This window comes from Kitasatospora sp. NRRL B-11411, assembly GCF_000721345.1.
Taxonomy (GTDB): Bacteria; Actinomycetota; Actinomycetes; order Streptomycetales; family Streptomycetaceae; genus Kitasatospora; species Kitasatospora cineracea.
Genome location: NZ_JOGH01000318.1, coordinates 1 through 433, shown reverse-complemented (window position 1 = coordinate 433; position 433 = coordinate 1). Strand labels below are relative to the sequence as shown.

At 67.2% G+C, this 433-nt stretch carries 1 protein-coding gene; it reads right to left on the bottom strand.

Features of this window, described 5'->3' with window-relative positions; genetic code table 11:
* Positions 1 to 433: acyl-CoA dehydrogenase family protein (locus tag IH44_RS0140145; protein WP_030464789.1), on the bottom strand; the 433-nt coding region annotated here is incomplete at both ends.

Sequence of the window (433 nt, the reverse complement as noted above, 5' to 3'; positions counted from 1 at the left end):
GTTGGTGCCCTCGTAGATCTGGGTGATCTTCGCGTCCCGCATCATCCGCTCCACCGGATAGTCCCGCGTGTACCCGTACCCGCCCAGCAACTGCACCGCATCCACCGTGATCTCCATCGCCACGTCCGAGGCGAAGCACTTCGCCGCCGCCCCGAAGAACGTCAGATCACCGTCCGTACGCTGCGACTTCGCCGCCGCCGCATACGTCAACTGCCGGGCGGCCTCCAACTTCATCGCCATGTCCGCCAGCATGAACTGCACACCCTGGAAGTCCGCGATCGCCTTCCCGAACTGCCGGCGCTCCTTCACGTACCCCTTCGCGTAGTCCAGCGCGCCCTGCGCGATGCCCAGCGCCTGCGCCGCGATGGTGACCCGGGTGTGGTCCAGCGTGCGCATCGCCGTGGCGAAACCGGTGCCCTCCGCCCCGATCATC